12 protein-coding genes and 1 pseudogene are annotated in these 11,458 nt (G+C 36.9%); 7 read left to right on the plus strand and 6 right to left on the minus strand.

Going from position 1 to position 11,458, the window contains the following annotated elements; translation table 11 throughout:
* The first annotated feature begins 172 nt into the window (after positions 1 to 172).
* Both V7659_RS09585 and V7659_RS09590 read left to right on the plus strand, forming a co-directional pair.
* The gene (locus V7659_RS09585; protein WP_335539686.1) at positions 173 to 880 is read left to right on the plus strand and encodes an ankyrin repeat domain-containing protein; all 708 of its coding nucleotides are present in this window, start codon (positions 173 to 175) and stop codon (positions 878 to 880) included.
* 105 nt (positions 881 to 985) lie between these two features.
* The gene (locus V7659_RS09590; protein WP_335539687.1) at positions 986 to 1,945 is read left to right on the plus strand and encodes a DUF4822 domain-containing protein; all 960 of its coding nucleotides are present in this window, start codon (positions 986 to 988) and stop codon (positions 1,943 to 1,945) included.
* 160 nt (positions 1,946 to 2,105) lie between these two features.
* Here V7659_RS09590 and V7659_RS09595 read toward each other — a convergent pair whose 3' ends face one another.
* On the minus strand, positions 2,106 to 2,699 hold the full coding sequence (locus V7659_RS09595; protein ID WP_335539710.1) for an MOSC domain-containing protein: 594 nt from the start codon (positions 2,697 to 2,699) through the stop codon (positions 2,106 to 2,108).
* A gap of 132 nt (positions 2,700 to 2,831) precedes the next feature.
* Between V7659_RS09595 and V7659_RS09600 the strand changes: the two genes are divergently transcribed.
* A complete protein-coding gene (locus tag V7659_RS09600; RefSeq protein WP_335539689.1) occupies positions 2,832 to 3,458 on the plus strand; it encodes a histidine phosphatase family protein in 627 nt (208 codons plus the stop codon).
* A 181-nt stretch (positions 3,459 to 3,639) separates the two neighbouring features.
* On the opposite strand, the pseudogene V7659_RS09605 reads toward V7659_RS09600, so the two are convergent.
* Positions 3,640 to 3,786, minus strand: a pseudogene (locus tag V7659_RS09605) (HAD family hydrolase); the annotation flags it as partial.
* Positions 3,787 to 3,944: 158 nt separating this feature from the next.
* On the opposite strand from V7659_RS09605, the gene V7659_RS09610 reads away from it, so the two are divergent.
* Complete coding sequence (locus tag V7659_RS09610; RefSeq protein ID WP_335539691.1) at positions 3,945 to 4,751, plus strand: LysM peptidoglycan-binding domain-containing protein; 807 nt, start codon at positions 3,945 to 3,947, stop codon at positions 4,749 to 4,751.
* 231 nt (positions 4,752 to 4,982) lie between these two features.
* Here V7659_RS09610 and V7659_RS09615 read toward each other — a convergent pair whose 3' ends face one another.
* From V7659_RS09615 to V7659_RS09625, 3 genes are all read right to left on the minus strand, one after another.
* Positions 4,983 to 5,987 (minus strand): DnaD domain protein, encoded by a 1,005-nt coding sequence (locus V7659_RS09615; RefSeq protein ID WP_335539693.1) that lies wholly within the window; start codon positions 5,985 to 5,987, stop codon positions 4,983 to 4,985.
* A gap of 137 nt (positions 5,988 to 6,124) precedes the next feature.
* Positions 6,125 to 6,385, minus strand: coding sequence for a hypothetical protein (locus V7659_RS09620; RefSeq protein ID WP_335539712.1), 261 nt, complete (start codon positions 6,383 to 6,385; stop codon positions 6,125 to 6,127).
* 253 nt (positions 6,386 to 6,638) lie between these two features.
* Positions 6,639 to 7,517 carry a LysR family transcriptional regulator gene (locus V7659_RS09625; protein WP_335539695.1) on the minus strand — a complete coding sequence of 293 codons (879 nt, stop codon included), beginning with the start codon at positions 7,515 to 7,517 and terminating at the stop codon, positions 6,639 to 6,641.
* Between the two features lie 119 nt (positions 7,518 to 7,636).
* Between V7659_RS09625 and V7659_RS09630 the strand changes: the two genes are divergently transcribed.
* The gene (locus V7659_RS09630) at positions 7,637 to 8,923 is read left to right on the plus strand and encodes an NCS2 family permease (protein ID WP_335539698.1); all 1,287 of its coding nucleotides are present in this window, start codon (positions 7,637 to 7,639) and stop codon (positions 8,921 to 8,923) included.
* Between the two features lie 21 nt (positions 8,924 to 8,944).
* A complete protein-coding gene (locus V7659_RS09635) occupies positions 8,945 to 9,133 on the plus strand; it encodes a DUF4177 domain-containing protein (RefSeq protein WP_335539700.1) in 189 nt (62 codons plus the stop codon).
* A gap of 165 nt (positions 9,134 to 9,298) precedes the next feature.
* Here V7659_RS09635 and V7659_RS09640 read toward each other — a convergent pair whose 3' ends face one another.
* Positions 9,299 to 10,183 carry a LysR family transcriptional regulator gene (locus V7659_RS09640; RefSeq protein ID WP_335539701.1) on the minus strand — a complete coding sequence of 295 codons (885 nt, stop codon included), beginning with the start codon at positions 10,181 to 10,183 and terminating at the stop codon, positions 9,299 to 9,301.
* 157 nt (positions 10,184 to 10,340) lie between these two features.
* Between V7659_RS09640 and V7659_RS09645 the strand changes: the two genes are divergently transcribed.
* Positions 10,341 to 11,240, plus strand: coding sequence for a PhzF family phenazine biosynthesis protein (locus tag V7659_RS09645; RefSeq protein ID WP_335539703.1), 900 nt, complete (start codon positions 10,341 to 10,343; stop codon positions 11,238 to 11,240).
* Positions 11,241 to 11,458: the final 218 nt, after the last annotated feature.

Here is an 11,458-nt window from a genome sequence, read left to right on the forward strand (position 1 = left end):
TAAATTAAATAATCTGTTTTAGTTACCGTCACAAAGGTGGCGGTATTTTTTATGGATATTAAAAAATTTTCTTAAAAAGTTTATCTTTTTTTAAGAAATTATTTAGAGGGAGTTTAAGATTAAGCATTAACATAACTTAAGTAACAATTAACGATAGGCTGGTGAGCTTGTGATGTGGAGGTGGCCGACAATATTCATTGGATGTATTTTCATTCTTCAGGGATGTGTCTCTGAAAACGCTGTAGATCCAAATAAACAGCAAAATGAGCGAAAAGGAGAGCTAGAAGTGAATCAACAATTATTTCAAGCTGCAGAACACAAAGAAACGGACACCATAAGAAGATTAATTGAGGAAGGTATTGATATTAATTCACAGGACTCCCAAGGGCGAACTGCCACGATGATTGCGACTTATAACAATGATGTAGAGAATGCAAAAATCCTAATTGAAGCGGGGGCAGATGTCAACATCCAGGACGACATGAAAAATAACCCCTTCCTGTATGCTGGTGCAGAAGGATATATAGAAATTCTTAAACTTACGATTGAAGCAGGTGCCGACCCATCTGTAACTAACCGGTATGGAGGAACTGCTTTAATCCCTGCCTCTGAACATGGTTATGTGGATGTTATTAAAGAACTTCTTGCCAGTACTGATGTAGATGTTAATCATGTAAATAATCTAGGTTGGACAGCTTTACTAGAAGCGATTATTTTGGGTAATGGTGACGAAAAACAGCAGCAAACAGTGCAATTGCTAATAGATCATGGGGCAAATGTCAACATTCCTGATAATAAGAATGTGACACCTTTACAACACGCACGAGCAAAAGGATTTAAAGAGATTGTACAAATTTTGTTAAATGCACGGGCGAAATAACAGGATCGTATAAGCCTCAATAAATAAAAATAAGCCATATTTCTACTATAAATTATAGATACTACTATTAATTACACTACAATAATGAAATAAGGAGACTACAAAATGAATAAAAAAGTAAAAACATTATCCTCAATAGTACTCGGGTTCACATTATTACTAACAGGTTATAACACCATTGCACAAGCAAATCAAAGTGAACAGAAGCAAGAACAAAAAGCTAAAGATAGTAAAAAGGAAAATAAGTTAACCAAAGGGCAGAAATTGGCTAGTATACTAAGCAATACAAACTGGCAAGGAACAAAGGTATATGATAAAGATAATAATGACTTAACAAAATATAATGCAAACTTTATTGGTCTCGCGAAATATGACGATGAAACATCGAGATATGAATTTTTTGATAAAACCACCAAAGAAAGTCGTGGCGATAAAGGAACTTTCTTTATCACCAACGATGGGAAGAATAGAGTATTAATTTCAGAATCGATGGGTTACCAGGCTGTTGTCAAAATAACAGAGCTAAAAAAAGATATGTTTACCTATAAAAGAATGGGTAAAGATGCTAATGGTAACGATGTAGAGGTATTTGTTGATCATATTCCTTATAAAGAAACAGAACTCTCCTTTACTGATCCGGATAAGAAGTTGGAAACAACTACAGGAGAAGTAGTGACAAACATTGATGGGGATAAAATTTTAGCAGGCACCCTATGGCAAGGAACCGTGGCATTGGATGAAAAGGGCAACGATGTATCCAGTTATAATTCTAATTATTTAGGTCTTGCCAAATACGATGATAAGACAAATAAATATGAATTTTTTGATGCTAAGACTGGTGAAAGCCGCGGTGATTACGGCTATTTCGATGTCGTACATGGAAATAAGATCAGAGCCCATGTTTCCCTAGGGATGAAGTATGGTGCCGTTCTTGAACTAACAGAGCTTAATGAAAATAAATTCACCTATAAAAGAAAAGGGAAAGATAAAGATGGTAAAGATATAACTATAACTGTTGAGCATATACCTTATCATGGTGATATTAAACTAAAATTCACTAAGTAATTAAAACTTTAAGCAGGAATCAGCATCTAGTCAAGAAGGGAACGGTTTTCTCCGTTCCTTTTTTATAGTAGGGAATAATAACCAGTACCACTAAACTCCTTTTTATACATGAATAATTAACATAAACCAGTCCTATTGATTTGTTGTCAATCCTAGCCAATTATTGCATTGGATTTTTAAAATCATTAACCAATACCTGGACTTCATCATTTTCGTGAATCATTCCGGGTCTTTCAACTGCACATACAATCCCCCGCTGCTTATATCCTGCCCGTACAAAACGGAGAGATAACTTCTCATGATCTTCATAATGCTTTTGGATTTCATCACCAGGTAAGGTACAAGGCTGGTTTTCCCCCATACATATTAATCCTGCCCCACTTGGAAAAAGGATTCGTGAGCCCATGGTGAGTTTTGTTAATCCCGGGAATCCTTTTATCAAGAGATTAGCCCCTAACCACTCAGGCAGAACAGATTCAACACCTAATTCTTCGGCAATCCTATCTAATTCTTCCACAGACACAATCGTTATTTGGCGGCGGTTTAGAATCTCAGATCCCCTTGGATACATCGGCTGCCTCGAATCAGCTTTACTTGTAATTCCAAAGTGGCGGTCACCAAGAATCCCCCCAAACTTAAGATTTGCTTCTGATATTCTTCTAGTTACAAATGTCTTTGGATCATCTGCGATTAAAACTGCATTTATTTTTGCCCATACTTTTTCCAAAACGAAATCTCCTATCCATTCAAACATTTCCAAAAAATATACCTCCTACCTCTGGTTAGATTGGAAATGCTTGGTGTATTTAATTACAAACTCCTCGAAAGGTGTGGTAAAATTCATTTTATCAATCATTTAAATCCAATACAAAGCAGGTGGTTACGCATGTCCTCTGAAAAAGAAGTGAAGCTTTATTTTGTTCGGCATGGAGAAACCCTTTTTAATGTAGAGAAACGATTACAAGGATTTTGTGATTCACCTCTTACGGATAAAGGAATTGAACAAGCTAAATCTTTAGGAATTGGTTTATCTGATATCGAATTTAAAGCTGTATACGCAAGTGAAAGTCAGAGAGTAGTAGATACGGCTAGGCATGCCATTGGCCATCGAAATATCCCCATCATTACTGATCCTCGTCTAAAGGAAATGAACTTTGGGGTTTTGGAATCCCTATTACAAACGGAAATTCTAGCTCAATATGGGAATATCCTAGAGACATTATTTAGTCTTAACGATTTAAATATGTCAGCACCTGAGGGGGAATCCTACTCACAGCTTTTTTCACGAACAAGCTCTGCTATCGATGAAATCATTCATAAGCATAAAAACGAGAGTGGAAATATTCTAGTATTTTCACATGGAGTCACAATCGGCAACTATTTAATGCAATTAGCAAAAATGAGCAGATATACTCACCATGACAATTGCAGTGTTTCTGTGGTCAAATATTTGAACGGTGAATTTTATGTAGACAAGATTGCTGACACTTCTTTTAGAGATAATACAAATTAAGATATTTAGATGGACTAGTATAAGTACTAATAAGCCATATAGTATGAAATTCTTCCCAAAAGAATATCCCAAAATCACAATGAAAAAAGGCTCTGACGACTCCCCCTTGGTCAGAGCCTTTTCTCATTGGGGCTTTCCGGTAACGCACCCCCTTATAAAAGTGAAACATACCAACTCTATACTTAATTTCATCAGCCTTTCCTTCAGGAAGAACCCCAGCAATTACATATTCTATACCTACTTGTCCAGCTATTGCTTTTGCTGTCTGATGATTATCCCCGGTAATCATGATTACCTCTATTCCTATACCTTTTAGGCGGCTTATGGCTATTTGAGGTTCCTTTTAACAAGCTATCAATATCTGATTAACTACAATTTATTACAAAGTTATTACATTAATTTTACGATTTCGACAAATTATAGCAAATTATTCAAGTGATATGTAAACTAAAATTAGTAAAAGAAACGATTACTAAGGGGATACAAATGAAAAAGAAAATTATAGCATTCGTTACAGCTACCGTATTCGGGACTTCTTTATATAGTACGTCAGCCATGGCTGCAACAATCAAAGTTAAAAGTGGGGATACTTTATCAAAGTATTCAAAGCAATATAAAATATCAGTTTCAGAGATTAAGAAAGCTAATAAATTATCAAGTGATAGAATCAAAATAGGTCAAAGTATATACATACCTGAAAAAGGCAAGGTCGTGACTAAATCTAGCACTAGTCCATCTTCATTAGTATATACGGTAAGATCCGGTGATAGCTTGTCATCAATCGCGAAGAAGTATAGGACAACTGTGACACAATTAAAAGCGGGGAATCGATTGAAATCGGATCTAATTAGAATAGGTCAAAAATTAAAAATTAGTAGTGGTACTGTAACATCACCTGTTGCTCCAGCTCCCGCAGCAAATAAACCTGCAGTGTCTACCATTAATAAAAACAAGTTGATTCAAAACGCTAAAACTGTGGTTGGCAGCCCTTACAAGTGGGGAGGAACTACTCCAAGCGGTTTTGATTGCAGTGGATTTATTTACTATGTGATCAACAAACAAAAATCCGTATCTCGTCAGACTGTTGCTGGATATTGGAACAAGATGAAACCTGTGTCTACTTTATCCGTTGGCGATTTTGTCTATTACGAAACGTATAAAAAAGGTCCTTCACATATGGGAATCTACGTGGGAAATGGTAAGTTCGTTCATTCTGGTTCCCGAGGAGTTGAAATTTCCAATATGAATATCTCTTACTGGAAATCTCGCTATCTTGGAGCAAGACAACTCTAGTTTCAAAAGTCCTTATGTATCGATAAGGACTTTTTTAATTTATTTACCTAACTCGTTTACATATAAAAAAGCACGATAAATGCCTTGTTTCTTACCAGCCCGGCCTAACTCTACCTTCTTAGCATGATTTCTTTATACCGTGTACTTTCCAGCTGCCATGTTGGAGGATGGTATCCTTAAGAAAATAATCCACCTTCATCAAGCTTTCTAAAAACGTTTTTTCGGCGATGCTCAACACTCTTCACCCGCCGTAAGGTCAAGTACAAATCCTCCGGGAATCGCTCTTCCGGCAGGTAACGACTTACTAGTTCGGCTTTGCTTTGATGCGGAATTTTGACTCTCATAAAAGGAATCAATTTCTTTTATGGTCAGTAATGAGTCATATTTCCAGTTTTTCAGAATCCCAACCACATAGCTCAGCCTTCGCTTGTTATTGGCACACGCAATATTCATCGCTTTTATAATCACCTCTTTCGGCTGTAAAAAGCTAGAATCATCTAACCAGGACAAAAGCTGCTGCTTCGCATTAACGTTTGTAAAACCAAATCCATTGTTATCCCAAAACTCAACTATTTCCTTCACATCTTTTTGATGATTCTGTAATGGATTCTCGATGTCTAGATTTTCCTCTTTATTTGGATACATAGGTTCTTGTTTTTGTTTTTTATTAACTTTATTATTAATTCCTTCTTCTTTTTGCCCCTGTATCGTAGACCGAGGCGTCAACGTATCGTCATGCTCTCTACATTCAGGTACTAGATATGTATTATTTTCATTTTTGTAGGTAACTTCCTTGCCAAAAACTATTTCTTCTGGCTCACAAAAAGATTCAAATATGCTGCGAATTTCCTGTTTCGGAATGGCTTCCGAAACATATTGAATAAGTGAGAGATCCTTGACATCCTTTAACTCGGAATAGATACAATCCATCATCGGTTTCCCGCCTTTATCTAGGTTATATTTCCCCCAGTTTTTTATCGCCAGTTCTCTCGTATCAGGACTGTAACGAATCAGCTTGTGATGCAGGGTGAATCGTTCCATTAATACATGAACACTTTCAATCGAATAGCCCAAATCAAATGCCATTTGTTTTTGGGTAACCTTATAGATGCCAATTTGAGTCGTATGTGGATTGGTAAGAAGATACAGGTAAAAATATTTGTCCTCCGGAGTCATTTCCTCTAAAACAATCGGATTCTTCCAAAAATCAGTACGTACCATTCTAAACTTTGCCATCTTCAACCACTGCCTTTCTTCTAATAAAATTCTTTCAAATTTGATATAGAAATAAATGAAGAAAATGGTCATAGGTTATTCAATAGAATGTGAATATTTTATGACACCTTTTCATCACCTTGTCCTTTGCACGGGAATTAGGTGACGGCCCGTATCCTCTGCACTTGTACAATATCGAGTTTGGCGAGGTAAAGTGAATTTCCATTTTTTAAATTTGAGGGCATTTTTAGTGCATAAACGCCAAAAACGCCTTCAAATTTGATTTTTGGAGGCGTTTTTGGCAATTCAAGTGATTTTTTAGCTCTTTTTTTGTGAAGGCGTTTTCCTAGCCAAATCTCTGTGTCTAAACCATGTTTCTCACAAGTCGGACCTAAATAATCGACGATAAACTCCCGCAACTGCTCTCCTGTCAACAGACATGATTGCAGTGTTTCTGTGGTCAAATATTTGAACGATGAATTTTATGTAGACAAGATTGCTGATACGTCTTTTAGAGATAAATACTACCTAAATTAACTTCTCCCCATGGATAAATCCAGGGGATTCTTTTTTTAAAACCTTCATCATCATCGATTGCTAAAGATATCAAATCTATTGTCAAATTTGATCACTTTTTGATTATTATTTTTCAGGAAACCAGATCAAGATGTCTTAAGGCTGCGAAAGCCTATATGATTCCTTGACCAGCTCAAAAAAATTTTTTACAGGAGCTGAGACAAAATGATGTTCAAGCCAAATGACGCCTAAAGAAGAGGTCAAATTTGCATCCTTAATCGGTGTTGAGTAGAGACTTTTGTTTCCATAGATATCTAGAACAGATTTTGGCACGATTGTTGCTCCCATCCCTCCCTTAACCATTTCCATTAATACTTGCATATCAGAGCATTCCGCGATACTTGTTAGTTGAAGTTTTTGTCTAGAAAACGCTTCATGAATAGTATTATAGATGCCTAGGCCCTCAGAACTTGGAATAATTAGGGGCATGCGGGAAATTTCTACTAAAGACTGTATGTTTGTTTCCTTCTTGCTTACGAAAACAAAGGGCTCATTAATTAGATGATGATAAGTCAAGCCACGATGTTCAAGTGGAAGCCGTACAAATGCCATTTCAATAGCCCTTGTTTTTACCATTTCCGCTAAATAAAGGGAATCATTTTGAACAATTTTTACAGAAACAAGGGGATATTTTTTGTGGAAGGATTGGATTATTTCTGGAAACCCAGTAACCGGTAAGGTATTGATCCCCACCGCGAGAACGCCCCTCTTTCCCTCTTCTGTTTCCTGTAACTCATTTTTTAGATCTTCCACACTGTTCACAAGCTGCAAAGCACGATTATAGAGCACATTTCCTTTATCAGTTAACTCCATACTCTTACCATTTCGCTCGATTAATCTAACACCCAGCTCATCCTCCAATTGCTTCAACTGTATGCTGAGTGGTGGTTGAGACATATGCAGCCGATTAGCAGCGGCCGTAATATTCTTTTCCTCAGCTATTGCTATAAAATACCGTAATTGTTTAATATCCATTGATTTCTCCTACTATATAAAAAATGTATGGTTTCTATATAAATTATATATTTTTCGAATAGTATAAGTCCATGATATGATAACTATCGATTTCATCGGTGGTTAGAAAGGGGATTAATATGGAACGTTTTTTTAAATTGCATGAACATGGTACGACAATTCATAAGGAATTTTCTGCAGGTTTTATTTCATATATAACCGCGGTCTACATTATTATTGTCAACGCAACGATTTTGGCAGTAGCTGGTATTCCGATGGAGGCGGGAATCATTGCAACAATATTAACTAGTTTTTTTGGATGTATACTTGCAGGATTATGGAGTAATACCCCTCTTCTCCTCATTCCTGGTATGGGGCTCAATGCGATGTTTACCTATACCATCGTTCAATCTGGGGGATTTACATGGCAGGAAGCGTTGGCTATGACTTTTGTTTCAGGGCTGATCTTTGTTGCTATTGCCTTTACACCAATGGCGAAAGTAATTACGTCCGCCATTCCTAATTCCTTAAAAGAAGCCATTACCATTGGAATAGGAATTTTATTGATTTTAATTGGGTTTGACAATGCTGGTATTATTACGAACTCTGAGCACACCCTGCTTGCCATTGGGGATTTGAGCAGTCCCTCAGTCATCACAACATTTATAGGTTTGATTATTACGGTTTTATTATTTATTAAAAATGTACCAGGAAATCTTTTATTAAGTATTATGATTACCTCGTTATTATCGATTTGGCTTGGGGGAGCCACTTTTGATGGGGTTGCTTTTTCAATGGCATCTTTCCATGAATACTTTGACGTGTTTGGGAAGGCTTCGTGGGCACAAGCAGGTAATATCGTATTCTGGCTAACTTCCATCTCATTTGCAATGGTGGTTGTCTTTGAAAATATCGGCTTGATCCATGGACAGAGCAAGATGTTAAACCGCCCTGAGAGCAGTAAAAAATCACTCCAGGCAACTGCTGTTTCGGTTTTATCTGCTGGAATCTTTGGAACGAGTCCTACCGTTTCATCAGTAGAAGCTGCAGCGGGGATTACCGCTGGTGGAAGAACTGGTTTAACCAGCGTTGTTGCTGGGTTTATGTTTCTTGTTTCGATCTTGTTTATTCCAGTGATTAAAATGGTTCCCTCCAGTGCGGTATCTCCCATTCTAATCTTAATCGGTGTACTTATGCTCCAGAACATTGTTCATATTTCAATGGACGATTTAACAGAGAGTTTCCCAGCACTTCTAATTATTGTACTGATTCCATTGACGTACAGCATTGCAGATGGCATGGCTATCGGCTTTATTCTATACCCATTGATGAAGCTTTTAATAGGGAAAGGGAAGGAAGTTCATCCTGCGCTATATTTGATTGCCATTCTGTTTATAAGCAATTTTGTTATTCCATACGTATTTTAAAGAAAAATGGAGGTTTAGGTCATGTACGAATATAAACTAGTAAAAATTAAACTTAGTAAATGGAACAATATGCCGAAGGAAGATTATCATGAAATCATCGCTAATCATGCGAAGGATGGCTGGAAATTCATCCAGTTATTCGCTCCAGTTACTTCCGGATATGGCGCTGCTGCCTATTTTGAAATAATTTTTGAAAAACCCCTCATTTGAATGTGGGAGCAAAAAATAAAACTGCACCTAATTGATAGATATCCCTAATAATCGGGTGCAGTTTTTATATACATATTGGATTGATTTGAGCTTCCTACAGTATTATTAGGATATTCTAATACTTTTTAACTTTTCGCTCTCCAATGTCCTAGGAATCTTGTATTCCTAGAGATAGTTTTCGCTATTTGTTTTCACCAATTTCTGCGAGGCAATGATAAATTCTTTTACAGCAGGCAGACAATTCTTGATAGACTTTACTGCCAATCCGATAGTTCGATAGGTTTCAGGAACAAGTTCAACAGTAGAAACTTGTGTTAACCAGTTTGGTAATGTTAATTGAGGAACAACAGTTAGCCCAAGTCCCTCATGAACCAATGAGATAATGGTTTGATTATCTTCTACCTCAAATTGAACATTGGGCTTTAATCCATTGGATTGAAACCTTTCCTTGATCAGCACTTCACAGCCAGCCTTTGGCATGATAAAGGGTTCCTGCGATAACTGCTCTATGGTTACGGACTTATGGTCATGGAATGGGTGACCGCTAGGTACTAGCACAACTAATTTATCTTTTAAAAGAGGAATCGTCTCCAACCTTTTAACTGGCAAGGAAACAAAGCCAATATCAATTACTCCATTTTCTATCCATTCACTAATTTCGTCATAGCTCCCCTCATATAGCTCCAACTCAATCCCTTCATACCTGCTTTTGAAATAAGATATAATGCCAGGCAATAATTTAGCTGAAGCGCTTGGAAAACTTCCAATCTTGACTTTACCCATTTCTATCCCAAGAATAGCAGCCGTCTTTTGTTTAATCTGTTCCGACTCTGATACAATATTTCTCATATGACCAATAATCCTTTTCCCACCATCCGTCAATGAAACTCCATTTCTTCCTCTATTTAAAAGAATAATCCCCAGTTCTGACTCCAAAGTAGATATATTATGGCTGACTCCAGATTGAGTGAGTCCTAAAATTTCACCAGCCTTCGTAAAATTACCTGTGTCTACAACCTTAAGAAATACTTTAAATTGAAAAACAGTCATGATTTCCTCCTCCGTTTACCTAAAATAGGGGCACGTTTTTAATTTTGAGATAAATTTTAATGAGAATTTCTCATGTATTCAATTCATAATATTCATTTTACTTATACAAAAGTAGTGCATATGATTAAAGTACAAAAGTTTAAGGAGGAGAAGTAACATGAAACAAATCCCGGTTTACCATATTGATGCTTTTACGGATGTATCGTTTGGTGGAAATCCCGCGGGGGTCATTCCCCATGCGGAAAATTTAAGTGAGGAAGACATGCAAAAAATTGCCAATGAATTGAACCTTCCAGAGTCCGTTTTTTTATTACCTTCGTCTCATCCTGAGGCAGATTTTAAAGTGCGATATTTTACACCGCTGGAGGAAATCAATTTTTGCGGTCATGCAACAATTGGCCTTTCCTGGTTACTTGGAACCAAATACAATTGGTTAGATAAAACTGATCAGATTGTTTTTGAAACCAACGTAGGATTGATTCCGGTAAACTGGATAAAAGAAAACAATCAATTGATAAGTATTTCAATGACTCAGGTCGCTCCAAAGGTCAAAGAAATTGAAATCAATAAAGACACACTTGCCCAACTAGCTGGTATTCAAACAACTGATCTGGATGAAAGATATCCAATTAAACTAAGCAATACCGGAAACTGGCATCTGCTTGTTCCAGTGAAAACACGTAAAGCGATTGATTTAGCTGAGCCGCAACTAAAAGAGTTAGGCAGTATGAATCGGGAGCATAATATTTCAACCACTCATTTATTTACCTTTGATACAAATGGGGAGTTTGATATTTATACAAGGGATTTCGCCCCTGGCATCGGAATCAACGAGGATCCAGTAACTGGTGCAGCAAATGGCGCCCTAGCCGGGTATTTGTTTTTAGAAGGACTTCTTTCAAATAAACAAACTCATCATCTTAAAATTGGTCAAGGCCACGCAATTGGCAGACCAGGTACATTATATATAACGGTTCATTCCGAAAATAATGCACCAATCATTGAAGTAGCTGGAACAGCGGTAATAACGATCGAAGGGAATATCAACATTTTATAAAGATATTATCGCAAATGCCCAATTAGAGTCATTTCCTCTAAAAAATAGGTTCATATTATTGATTGATCTTTATAAGCATCGATAAAAAGCTGCTGATTCCCGCATTTAGGACAGAGGGTACGCACTTATCGGTTGGGGAATCAGGTTAAGCCCCCAGCTGATAAATAGACGGAGAAATTCCGCTTAACTAGTAATTATTATTAAAAAAGGCTTAAATA

The organism is Neobacillus drentensis (genome assembly GCF_036966985.1).
GTDB classification, from domain to species: domain Bacteria; phylum Bacillota; class Bacilli; order Bacillales; family Cytobacillaceae; genus Neobacillus; species Neobacillus drentensis_E.

Bases quoted from the DNA above. Each gene is read 5' to 3' on its own strand.
- V7659_RS09615 (WP_335539693.1), bottom strand. From the start codon at position 5,987: ATGGCAAAGTTTAGAATGGTACGTACTGATTTTTGGAAGAATCCGATT.
- V7659_RS09610 (WP_335539691.1), top strand. From the start codon at position 3,945: ATGAAAAAGAAAATTATAGCATTCGTTACAGCTACCGTATTCGGGACT.
- V7659_RS09630 (WP_335539698.1), top strand. From the start codon at position 7,637: ATGGAACGTTTTTTTAAATTGCATGAACATGGTACGACAATTCATAAG.
- V7659_RS09645 (WP_335539703.1), top strand. From the start codon at position 10,341: ATGAAACAAATCCCGGTTTACCATATTGATGCTTTTACGGATGTATCG.
- V7659_RS09585 (WP_335539686.1), top strand. From the start codon at position 173: ATGTGGAGGTGGCCGACAATATTCATTGGATGTATTTTCATTCTTCAG.
- V7659_RS09595 (WP_335539710.1), bottom strand. From the start codon at position 2,699: ATGTTTGAATGGATAGGAGATTTCGTTTTGGAAAAAGTATGGGCAAAA.
- V7659_RS09635 (WP_335539700.1), top strand. From the start codon at position 8,945: ATGTACGAATATAAACTAGTAAAAATTAAACTTAGTAAATGGAACAAT.
- V7659_RS09600 (WP_335539689.1), top strand. From the start codon at position 2,832: ATGTCCTCTGAAAAAGAAGTGAAGCTTTATTTTGTTCGGCATGGAGAA.
- V7659_RS09590 (WP_335539687.1), top strand. From the start codon at position 986: ATGAATAAAAAAGTAAAAACATTATCCTCAATAGTACTCGGGTTCACA.
- V7659_RS09640 (WP_335539701.1), bottom strand. From the start codon at position 10,183: ATGACTGTTTTTCAATTTAAAGTATTTCTTAAGGTTGTAGACACAGGT.
- V7659_RS09625 (WP_335539695.1), bottom strand. From the start codon at position 7,517: ATGGATATTAAACAATTACGGTATTTTATAGCAATAGCTGAGGAAAAG.